Here is a 10,191-nt window from a genome sequence, read left to right on the forward strand (position 1 = left end):
GAATAACCTAAAACGTTTTCTACTTTATCGCTCAAAATTAGCTTTCCAATGGAAGGTTTTGATTGGTCAAATTGTGGCAAAGGTAAGTTTAATTCGGTTGCTTTTTGTGTATAATAGGTTTCTCTTGTGGGATGAAAAGGAGTCACGCCATTGTAAATTTCGTTCCAGGAACCAGTAGTTATGATTTTTAAAATTATCTCAATACAATCTTCCTGATGGATAAAATTAATGGGGGCTTTTGGATTTTCAAGGTTTATTTTTCCTGCCAAAAACTTTATCGGATTTCGGTCTTCGCCGATGAGTCCGCCAAAACGTAGAATCGTGGTTTTGAAGTTGGGATTATTTTGCAAAAGTAACTCAGATTCCAGTAATTGCTTACCACTTTCGGTATCTGGTTTTGGGATGGTTTCTTCGGTTATCGTTCCATCGACTTCACCATAAACGGAAGTAGAGCTTACAAAAAGCACATTTTTAACCACTGATTTTTCAATATACGAAATCAGTATTTTTATTTTTTCGACAAATACTTTTTCATTTGAAGAATCGCTATTTTCTCTTCTCAATTGTGGTGGAATATCAATAATCAAAGTTTCACTTTCATCGAGAAATTCTTCGATAGCACCAGTTATACTTTTGCTGTCAAGCGCAACTAAAAAAGGGTCAATGCCCGACGATTTTAATGTAGAAAGTTTACTTTCCGATGTAGTTGTTCCTTTTACTGAAAATTCATTTGTTATTAAGGCTTTCGCCAAAGGCAAACCCAACCAACCACAGCCCAATATACTTATTTGTTTCATTTTATATTTTTTATAACCCATTACAAATCCAGAAAAAAGCGTACTTTATCTTTCCCTGTCCCACCGATGCGATGGTAAAATTTAATTGCCTTTTCATTGAATTTAGGAGTGTGCCATTGTATGTTGATGCACTTTTTATCCGTTGCAATTTGCTTTAATTTTTCAATTATGGCTTCACCAATTCCAAAACTTCGAACGTCTTCTTCGAGATACAAACAATCCAAATACATAAAAGTGGCGGCATCCCAAGTTGAAAAATCAAAAGTATAACTCGCATAGCCAACGATTGTTTTATTAGCTTCAACAATTAAACAAAATAATTTGGGTTGTCTATCAAACAAGACACTTTTAAGTTTCTCTTCTTTTTCAATCGGATCAAAATCGGCTTGTTCATAGTCTGCGTGTTTTTGACACAAATCAACCACAGTATTTACATCTTTTGGTTTGCAATCTCGAATTAGATACTTCATTGAAGATTGATTTCAGTTTGTAAAAAGCCTATAAAATGGTTGAAATAATCTGGATATTGTTTTTCGGTTCTAATGGCTATGAAATGTTTTCTTCTCAGTCCGTTTTTAGTAATTTTTATGGCTTTGATTGGACTGTTTTTTAAATAAGGTTGCAACGCCCATTTTGCCATAGACATTACGCCCATATCAGCTTTGACCATTTCGATGGAAGCTTCGGTGAGCGGCAATGGTGTTATTTTTTTCGGCGTTACTTGGGCTGGTGCCAAAACCATTTGATGAATGGTAACCGTTTCCATCGGCAGGGAATGAATGATTAAATGCTCATTGGCAAAATCTTCGGCAACTACATATTTTTTATTGGCCCAGGGATGGTTTTCAGAAACTGCCATAACCACTTCATCTTGAAAAAGCTCCAGATATTTTATTCTGTCATCTTTGATTTGATCGCTTACTATTCCTATGTCGATTACATTATCCAGTAATTTTTGTAAAGGATAATGGGTGGCTTCGGTAACAATTTTCAATTCAACATTAGGGTATAAATGGTGGAATTGCTTTAAAACAGAGGGCAACCAATGGTAACTGGAAAAGCATTCGGTACTGATACGAATTTCACCATATTCTCCGAAAACCATCTCTTTGATCTGGAGTTCCGTTTCCGAAAGTTTGTCGAGAATTTCATTTGCAATTTCATATAACTTCTCGCCTGCTTTGGTTAGAACCAGTTTTTTATTTGTTCTCAAAAAGAGTTGTGTGCCCAATTGGTATTCGGCTTCTTTGAGTTGATGGCTCAAGGCCGATTGTGTCAAATGTAATTTGTCAATCGCTTTTGTGATGCTTCCTTCTTCGACAATTGCCTTAATCAATCTTAGATGTCTGATTTCCATTTTCGAAAATTATTTACACAAAGGAACAAAATTTATAATTGGATTTATATGAAAAGAATTCATATGATAGATGAATTCTTTTCGTTTTTATGGTAAATTTAGTTGTCCTAATTTTGGATTATTAATCAATCTAAAAACAATATAAATGGAAGAGCAAATAAAATTTTATGAAAACAAATTGGCCTTCGAAATGGATCCGTCCGATTTGTTTGATGCCTTGAACAACGGAGAAAAGGTAATCGCTCTCGATGCCCGAAAAGCATTTGGATTTGAGGCAGAACATATTCCCAATGCCATTAATATCCCTCATCGCGAAATGAGCCCGGAAACAACTGCCCATTTGGACAAAGAAGTGCTGTATGTAACTTATTGCGACGGAATAGGCTGTAATGCTTCCACAAAAGGAGCTTTAAATATGACCAAATTAGGATTTAAAGTAAAAGAATTAATAGGTGGAATTGAGTGGTGGAAATTTGACGGTTACGCTACCGAGGGAACTAAAGGAAATAAAAGCGGATTAAAATTTGAATGTGCTTGTTGATGGAATAGCACTTTTAAATTCTTTAAGGTCAAATTTATGACCTTAAAGAAAAATCTATTCTGTATGATATGTATCTTAAACCCAATCTTTTTTCTGAATATGGTATTCAAAGTGGGCTATGTTATTAAAATCGACGATGCCCATTTTGGTTGCGCCAATTTTTGAAACGGCTTTTTGAGACCTGATGTTGGTTTTGCCAATATGAAAAACTATCGTATCGACGTGCTCGAAAGCATAATCGATAAGTAACTGTTTCATGGCTTTGTTATGATTTCCTCCCCAGAATTTTTTTGCCAAAAACGTGAACCCAATTGCAATTTTAGAATTTTCTGCATCGAAATCATAATAACGAGTACTTCCTATAAGCTCTTCTGTTGCTGAATTGTAAACTAGAAATGCACTTTTTGAATCAACGGCACCATCAAAAAAGAGTTGAAACACGTCTTTTTGGTAGCGGTTTTTTGAGGGATGTTGTTCCCAAATTTCAGGATCTGAAGCTACTTTATAGAGGATTTCAAAATCATTCTCTTTGAGAGGGATTATTTTTATTTGGTCGTTTTCTAATGTATCAGGCTGTAAATTAAAATCGGATTCTGACATAAATTGTTATTGATGTTTCTTAAATCTCCTTTTGTTTCACTCGTAGACTATCTTTTACCACTTTCAAACTATCCGTCAATACTGGTTGTGTTGTGGCAGGATTCACAGGTGGCGCAACGAATTTTGGAGTTCGTTTTAATTTTTGGGTAATAATTACCGCATCATTCAACACAAAAGGAGTTGGCATCATCCAGCTTTCTCTTGGAGTCATTGAAAATAGTGGATTGACCATCAAATCAAATGAACTTTCCATCACATTCATGTCAAGAACTGTGGCTTTGTTTATGGTAAATTGCAATACCAGCGGTTCGTTGTTGACCACATAATAGCTTAACAGTTTTTTGCCGTTTCTTTCTAATTCAGTTCCTTGTTGACCCAAAGTTGTCACGCCATTGGCTTTGAAATTATAAAATCTCATTATTTCAGCAGCAAAAACATCATAGCGATTGACCTTTCGGTTTGGCGTGATTTGAATTTTTAAATATCTTTTTGAACCAACAACACTGTCTTTTAAAAATGTAATGGTTGGTTTTGCAATTCCTTTGTCAGGAGCTTCGGCGGCATAGGTGAATCCTGAATTGTATTTGCTGAATAACTTCAATTCATTGAATATTTTTGCACCTTTTGGTTTTTCGCCTAAATAGCCTTTCGTCCAAGAATCCAGATTAGTATCATAAGTCAACCAATATGCCTTTTGGTTATTGGCATTATAGAAATACACCAAACTGTTAGATTTTGCTTGTCCCGATTCATAACCGGAATGGTATTGTGCTTTCGCCAAAAAGATAACAGAGATTAAAAAGAACAATATGGACCAGCTTCCTTTTTTGTGGAAAGCCCCAAAAACAGGTAGCAGTAATACAAATGCCAAAACAGTCAAAATAGCGCTGCCAAACAGCACTTTCAGTCCCAAACCTACCGGAAACATTTCGATAAACGGTGCAATAATCAACAGCGCGGGAATCCCACAAATTAGGTTTACAATCCAATTGGACTTTTGGATAAATACAAAAACCGCAAAAGCAATCAGTCCAAAATATACCGGAATAATCAAGAATCCTGCACCACGCAAACTATTGGCAAGAAACCCATTCAACACAATCCAAAATAATAACGGAACCACATAATGGTTCATAGTCACTTTTGGTTTGGAAGCTATTTGATAAAAGAAAAAACAAATAGAAAGACTCATCAATACAAAAGCCGCAATATAATCATGTCCGTTGTAAGTAAAACCGTTGAGTAAATCATTGTATTGCGGATTCAATAAAAGCAAACCTTTCCAGCCGTAATACGTGATTGATCCAGCAAAAATAAGAGAACCCAAAAACGGAAAAAACCCTTTCATAATATCGTTCAGTTTCAGCATTCTTTTGGCTTTGCCCAAAAACACCAAAATGATTAACAAACCTGCGGCGATCAGTGTCATTGGCATTACCCAATCAAAAGGATAACTGATGAACGTAAACGGAATCGTGAAATAAACATCATCGGTTGTCGAAGCTGTAGCATTCAAATCGGCATTCGAGAAATAATTCAGTAACGGCATCAAGTATGAACCTTGGTGTTTCAAGGTGTTTTTGTCCAAATGTGCCACATCATCTTGTTGGGTATGATAATTAAAATGGTCGTCTATAAAAGCAAAATTAAAACCTTGAATATCGCCTTGCTCTCGGAAAACCGTTAAGTCGGTATCATTCGGAAGCATTTTGTAAATGCTGTACATCAACGAATTAGAAACTGGATAGGTAGCGCCCGCTTTGGCAAATTCTTTTACCAAACCCGCATTTCCCTTATTGGTTTCCATCAACATATAACTCGGTCCCGAAGAACCTCGAGCTTCAAAATTTAAGACCAATCCAACTTCTTTTGCCCATTGGTGTTGGGTAACAAAAAGCGCGGCGCCATTCAATCCTAATTCCTCAGCATCCGTAAACAGAATGATAATGTCGTTTTGGTGTTTGGTTCTCGCATTCAAAAAAGCACGAACGCCTTCCAAAATCGTTGCCACACCCGATGCATCATCACTAGCTCCGTGCGAAAAAGAATGTGGTGCGCTGTCATAATGCGAAAGCAGGAGCAAAGCTTTGGTATTCTTAGTTCCTTCAATGCGACACATTATATTTTTGGATTTAACCAAATTTCCCCAATCACTCAACGTAAAACCTTCCTGAACCGTTGTTTCCAATCCCAGTTTTTGAAGCTCCTTAATGATATAATTGGCAACAACCTCGTGGTTTTTGGTGCCTACATAATGCGGTTGTTTGGCAATCGCATTGATATGTTCCAAAGCTCTGCTCGTTGAAAACTCTGTGATTTTTTTGTCCTCATCAGGAGACCACGAAGGCATTAACGAGAAAAACAAAAATCCCAAAATCCCTAGGATGATGACAACAGTTATAATGGAGGAATAATTCTTTTTCATAATTGGGGGTATTAAATATCTTTTTTAACTAGCATATAATAATCATTGTCCAAAACCATATAGCCTTGATCATACAGGAAATAGTAGGTATTCCCTGTTTTGGTATTCAAAACATTGGTGAAAAACTCAAAGTCAAAGCCCTTGCTCATCAACTTGGCTCGGGTTGTTTTGGATTTTCCCTCCACATTGAGTTCCGACAAAATTCGGTAATTTTTGCGCAATTTGTTATTGATATTGCGCATATAATTTGTGCTGTCCTTATTTATTTTGTTGTTGTAGGCATTCCGGCAGCCATCGCTACAGAATTTCTTGTCTTCGCGACCTATAATTGGGTCACCACATTCGAGGCAAGTTTTCATAGTATCATCGTTTTAGATTCAACATCATTTCATTTTTTTTGGAGCCAATCATTAGGCTTCATTTGTGGGCATGGATTCCTGCTTTCGCCTTTATCTCTCCACTGCGTTACGAGGATATCGGCTCTATCAGGGCTAATTAGGGATTATGGTTTTGTGATTATTTTCCATCCACGCTTTTAAAATTTAGCAACAGATAACACAGATTAGACTGATTTTTAAACAAATAATTTGCTCTTTTCGGTTTTGCCACCCGAGCGATAGTGAAAAGGCGAAGCAAATCACCGCAAATACAAAACAGAATTTCTATTAAGCCTATTGTTCAAATCACTAATAGCAAGTTAGAGGCTGTTCTTTTAAAATTTGTATTCTTTGTTTCGTTTCGGGTTAACAAGTATACTCAATACAAAAGCACTTGCAGATGCTGTAAATACGGAATAATCAAGCGGGGCTTTTATGCTATTAGAAAATGTCATCGACAATGCAAACAATAAAAGTAATGCACTACTTGCTTTAGCTACCCAATTGGTTTTAAAATTGGTGAGCAACAAAATACCTAAAACAATTTCAAAAGATGTTGCAGTATAAGCCAAAAATGGTATTAAACTGTCCGGTACAAATGAATTTAAACTTTTAGTATAAGCTACAAAATTTTGCCAATTTCCCCAGGCTGATACTCCTTTTGGCCACATGCCAAATCGGTCTGCCGAGGCAGATAAAAATCCTGCACTTAATGCAATGCGTAAAAACCATTCTGATATTTTAACTTCTGTAATTGCAATTTTTATTTCAGTCATATTTCTTTTTGTAAAATTTATAAAGTCAATATTTTGGACTTTTTTGTTTGAGTATTCTGTATTAGAGTTGTTTTTAACTTATTGCTAACCATCAAATATACTCAAAATTTCCCATTTACAAACGGTTACAAATAATTACAACCGAAAGTAAGTAGTTAGTAACCGAATAACTTATGGAAGCCGTCGCATCTTTGCCAAGTCGAAATGAAACAGAGCAATGTCAATGACAATAGCAAATTTCAATTTCAAAAAAATCATATACACACTAACATTTAAATTTTACACGCCATGAAAAACAGAGTACAGTTAATCGGAAACGCAGGAAACGACCCAATCATCAAATCTTTTGAGGGAGGAAAAAAATTAGCCAATTTGACAATCGCCACCAACGACAGTTACAAAAACGACAAAGGAGAACGAGTGGAGCAAACCGAATGGCACAGCGTAGTTGCCTGGGGAAAAACCGCTGAAATCATCGAGAAATTCGTAACCAAAGGAAAACAAATAGCCATAGACGGAAAACTAACCCACAGAAGCTATGACGACAAGAATGGAGAAAAACGCTATATCACCGAAGTGGTTGTAAGCGAAATTATGTTACTGGGGAAGTAGATTCCAGAAGATACCAAAACAAAAAAAGAGTTCCGCAATCACGGAACTCTTTTTTCAATACATATAAATTGATTATTACGACGGTTCATTATAAATCAATAGAGAATTATAAAATATTTATTTATGCAATTCTATCTGTAAACTAGAACTTATGCTGTTTTTTTTAGCAAATCAAACATAGGACAACGACTGCAACGCTTTTTTTCGCTTTTCTTGTATTTTTCACAACAACTAGATTTGCAGTTTCCAGCCAATTGACAACTAGACTTGCAACTTTCAAGCGCTTTTATTTTTTTGAGGATTTCTTTTTTCTCCTTCTTTTTTTTCTTGTCCTTTTTCTCCTTTTCTTTTTCTTTCTTGCTCAAGGTACTGCGAATTATAGTTATGTATTTATTCGAAAATTTTGGTGTAAAGAATTTAAAACCAATGCAAATGTATGTTATTTTTATCTGTTCTAAATAAACTTTAACACTTTTTGAAGCAAAAAAATCCCCAAAATGCAACTCAGGCATTTTGGGGTTATTATTTATGAAAGGCTTCTCTTAATTATTTGGTTGCCGCAGCCGCACTGGTTATTGCCATCTGTTGAATATCACGGTCAAAAAGATACAAACCACCTTTGTCATCACCAATAAGGTTAATTTTATCCAAGATGTTTTTAGCTGTTGCTTCTTCTTCAATTTGCTCGGCTACATACCATTGCAAGAAATTATGGGTTGCATAATCTTTTTCTTCAAATGTGATGTGTACCAACTTATTAATCGATTCCGAAACAAAAACTTCGTGTTTGTAAAGTTCTTCAAACATGCCTTTGAAAGTTTCGTAAGTCGTTTTCGGTGCTTTCAAGTCGGTAACTTGGGCATGTCCGCCACGTTCGTTAACATACTTGATTAATTTGAGCATGTGTAAACGCTCTTCGTCAGATTGAGCATACATAAAACGAGCGATTCCTTCCAATCCATTTACTTCGGCCCAACAAGCCATTGATAGATAGGTTTGAGAAGATTCTGCCTCAATACGAATTTGTTTGTTCAGCGCGGTTTCGATATTTTTTAACAACATGATTTCTAGTTTTTAGTAAAATTAGAAAAAAAATAGTTTAAAGTGGTTCTTTTTAAACCAAAAATGACAGAATTCATTTTAATTTAGAATTTTTAAAAATGCTTTAAAGTGCACTAAAATGGCAAATTAACTCATTTTTTTATCAAAACTGTGAGACAGAAACTAAAATGAAAACACAAAACAAACTTTGTCTCGTTCTTAATAAACATTTCCCTAAATTTGCTGTCATTATTTAGTTATAAAAATACAACTATGTTACAAATCGCATTTATTAGAGAAAATCAAGAGAAAGTAATCAACGCTTTGGCCAAAAGAAATATGGATGCCAAAGGGATTGTTGAAGAAGTGGTACAATTGGATGAAAAACGTCGTGCAACTCAAGTGGAGTTAGACAATACTTTATCCGAATCTAATAAATTATCCAAGGATATTGGCGATTTGATGAAAGCAGGGGAAAAGTCGAAAGCGGCTATTCTTAAAGAAAAAACAGTTCTGTTGAAGGAAAAGAGCAAAGCATTGGCCGAAAGCGCTGTTGCCATTGCGAATGAATTAACAGAGAAATTATATACTTTGCCAAATCTTCCTGCTGATATTGTTCCTGTTGGAAAAACACCAGAGGATAACCTAAATGTTTTTGAGGAAGGCGATATTCCCGTTTTGCACGAAGGAGCGCAACCGCATTGGGAATTGGTTAAAAAATACGACATCATCGATTTTGAATTGGGAGTAAAGATAACTGGTGCCGGATTTCCTGTTTATAAAGGGAAAGGAGCTCGTTTGCAACGCGCTTTGATCAATTATTTCTTGGATAAAAATACGGAAGCTGGATACAAAGAAATGCAAGTGCCACATTTGGTAAACGAAGCATCTGCTTATGGAACAGGACAATTGCCGGACAAAGAAGGTCAAATGTATCATGATGCTACAGATGATTTGTATTTGATTCCAACGGCTGAGGTTCCAGTAACCAATATTTTTAGAGATGTTATCTTAACCGAAAATGAATTGCCTGTTAAGTACACAGGTTATACGCCTTGTTTCCGTCGCGAAGCTGGTTCTTATGGTGCGCATGTACGTGGTTTGAACCGTTTGCATCAATTTGATAAAGTGGAAATCGTTCGCGTGGAGCATCCTGATAATTCATATGCTGCACTTGACGGTATGGTAGAACATGTAAAAAGTATTTTGCAGGAATTGAAATTACCATACAGAATTTTACGTCTTTGTGGAGGCGATATGGGTTTCACATCGGCATTGACTTATGATTTTGAAGTGTATTCAACAGCTCAAGAGCGTTGGTTGGAAATTTCATCTGTATCTAATTTTGAGACTTTCCAAGCGAATCGTTTGAAATTGCGTTTCAAAGACAAAGAAGGGAAAAACCAATTGGCACACACCCTTAACGGAAGTTCATTGGCTTTGCCAAGAGTTCTTGCCGGAATTTTGGAAAATTACCAAACACCCGAAGGAATCGTAATCCCAGAAGTATTGCGTCCTTACTGTGGGTTTGATATTATAGATTAATTTAGTTTTCGGTTTTCAGTCACAGTTTTCAAAGCTGTGACTGTTTACTGTGACTGCGACTAAAAAAGGAAATGAAAAACCTAATCCTCTATATAATCCTGTTTTGTTCAACGTCAATTT

At 35.8% G+C, this 10,191-nt stretch carries 11 protein-coding genes; 3 read left to right on the top strand and 8 right to left on the bottom strand.

Annotated elements, in window-relative coordinates; genetic code table 11:
• From VFS71_RS02110 to VFS71_RS02120, 3 genes are all read right to left on the bottom strand, one after another.
• Positions 1-797, bottom strand: a 797-nt coding sequence (locus VFS71_RS02110) for an NAD-dependent epimerase/dehydratase family protein (protein WP_326399104.1), incomplete at its 3' end; no start/stop codon positions are given.
• Between the two features lie 20 nt (positions 798-817).
• Entirely contained in the window at positions 818-1,267 is a 450-nt protein-coding gene (locus tag VFS71_RS02115; RefSeq protein WP_326399105.1) for a GNAT family N-acetyltransferase, read from the bottom strand.
• The gene (locus tag VFS71_RS02120) at positions 1,264-2,154 is read right to left on the bottom strand and encodes a LysR family transcriptional regulator (RefSeq protein ID WP_326399107.1); all 891 of its coding nucleotides are present in this window, start codon (positions 2,152-2,154) and stop codon (positions 1,264-1,266) included. The genes VFS71_RS02115 and VFS71_RS02120 overlap by 4 nt, the downstream gene beginning before the upstream one ends.
• A gap of 145 nt (positions 2,155-2,299) precedes the next feature.
• Here VFS71_RS02120 and VFS71_RS02125 point away from each other — a divergent pair, with 145 nt between their 5' ends.
• Positions 2,300-2,695: a rhodanese-like domain-containing protein gene (locus VFS71_RS02125; RefSeq protein ID WP_326399109.1), complete on the top strand. Its 396-nt coding sequence runs from the start codon at positions 2,300-2,302 to the stop codon at positions 2,693-2,695.
• Positions 2,696-2,770: 75 nt separating this feature from the next.
• On the opposite strand, the gene VFS71_RS02130 is transcribed toward VFS71_RS02125, so the two are convergent.
• The 4 genes from VFS71_RS02130 to VFS71_RS02145 form a co-directional block, all read right to left on the bottom strand.
• Positions 2,771-3,295 (bottom strand): GNAT family N-acetyltransferase, encoded by a 525-nt coding sequence (locus tag VFS71_RS02130; RefSeq protein ID WP_326399110.1) that lies wholly within the window; start codon positions 3,293-3,295, stop codon positions 2,771-2,773.
• Between the two features lie 19 nt (positions 3,296-3,314).
• A complete protein-coding gene (locus tag VFS71_RS02135; protein WP_326399112.1) occupies positions 3,315-5,720 on the bottom strand; it encodes a M28 family peptidase in 2,406 nt (801 codons plus the stop codon).
• 11 nt (positions 5,721-5,731) lie between these two features.
• Complete coding sequence (locus VFS71_RS02140; RefSeq protein ID WP_326399113.1) at positions 5,732-6,079, bottom strand: hypothetical protein; 348 nt, start codon at positions 6,077-6,079, stop codon at positions 5,732-5,734.
• 353 nt (positions 6,080-6,432) lie between these two features.
• Complete coding sequence (locus VFS71_RS02145) at positions 6,433-6,873, bottom strand: MauE/DoxX family redox-associated membrane protein (protein WP_326399114.1); 441 nt, start codon at positions 6,871-6,873, stop codon at positions 6,433-6,435.
• A 288-nt stretch (positions 6,874-7,161) separates the two neighbouring features.
• Here VFS71_RS02145 and VFS71_RS02150 point away from each other — a divergent pair, with 288 nt between their 5' ends.
• Positions 7,162-7,485, top strand: a complete 324-nt coding sequence (locus VFS71_RS02150) for a single-stranded DNA-binding protein (protein ID WP_326399116.1) — start codon at positions 7,162-7,164, stop codon at positions 7,483-7,485.
• A 546-nt stretch (positions 7,486-8,031) separates the two neighbouring features.
• On the opposite strand, the gene VFS71_RS02155 is transcribed toward VFS71_RS02150, so the two are convergent.
• The gene (locus VFS71_RS02155) at positions 8,032-8,547 is read right to left on the bottom strand and encodes a ferritin (RefSeq protein WP_326399117.1); all 516 of its coding nucleotides are present in this window, start codon (positions 8,545-8,547) and stop codon (positions 8,032-8,034) included.
• A gap of 252 nt (positions 8,548-8,799) precedes the next feature.
• Here VFS71_RS02155 and serS point away from each other — a divergent pair, with 252 nt between their 5' ends.
• On the top strand, positions 8,800-10,071 hold the full coding sequence (serS, locus tag VFS71_RS02160; RefSeq protein ID WP_326399118.1) for a serine--tRNA ligase: 1,272 nt from the start codon (positions 8,800-8,802) through the stop codon (positions 10,069-10,071).
• The last annotated feature ends 120 nt before the right edge of the window (positions 10,072-10,191 follow it).

Source organism: Flavobacterium sp. (assembly GCF_035760125.1).
Taxonomy (GTDB): Bacteria; Bacteroidota; Bacteroidia; order Flavobacteriales; family Flavobacteriaceae; genus Flavobacterium.

What these genes read in the sequence shown, in the direction of transcription:
- VFS71_RS02115 (WP_326399105.1), bottom strand. Translation starts at nt 1,267, where the DNA reads ATGAAGTATCTAATTCGAGATTGCAAACCAAAAGATGTAAATACTGTG.
- VFS71_RS02120 (WP_326399107.1), bottom strand. Translation starts at nt 2,154, where the DNA reads ATGGAAATCAGACATCTAAGATTGATTAAGGCAATTGTCGAAGAAGGA.
- VFS71_RS02125 (WP_326399109.1), top strand. Translation starts at nt 2,300, where the DNA reads ATGGAAGAGCAAATAAAATTTTATGAAAACAAATTGGCCTTCGAAATG.
- VFS71_RS02130 (WP_326399110.1), bottom strand. Translation starts at nt 3,295, where the DNA reads ATGTCAGAATCCGATTTTAATTTACAGCCTGATACATTAGAAAACGAC.
- VFS71_RS02135 (WP_326399112.1), bottom strand. Translation starts at nt 5,720, where the DNA reads ATGAAAAAGAATTATTCCTCCATTATAACTGTTGTCATCATCCTAGGG.
- VFS71_RS02140 (WP_326399113.1), bottom strand. Translation starts at nt 6,079, where the DNA reads ATGAAAACTTGCCTCGAATGTGGTGACCCAATTATAGGTCGCGAAGAC.
- VFS71_RS02145 (WP_326399114.1), bottom strand. Translation starts at nt 6,873, where the DNA reads ATGACTGAAATAAAAATTGCAATTACAGAAGTTAAAATATCAGAATGG.
- VFS71_RS02150 (WP_326399116.1), top strand. Translation starts at nt 7,162, where the DNA reads ATGAAAAACAGAGTACAGTTAATCGGAAACGCAGGAAACGACCCAATC.
- VFS71_RS02155 (WP_326399117.1), bottom strand. Translation starts at nt 8,547, where the DNA reads ATGTTGTTAAAAAATATCGAAACCGCGCTGAACAAACAAATTCGTATT.
- serS (WP_326399118.1), top strand. Translation starts at nt 8,800, where the DNA reads ATGTTACAAATCGCATTTATTAGAGAAAATCAAGAGAAAGTAATCAAC.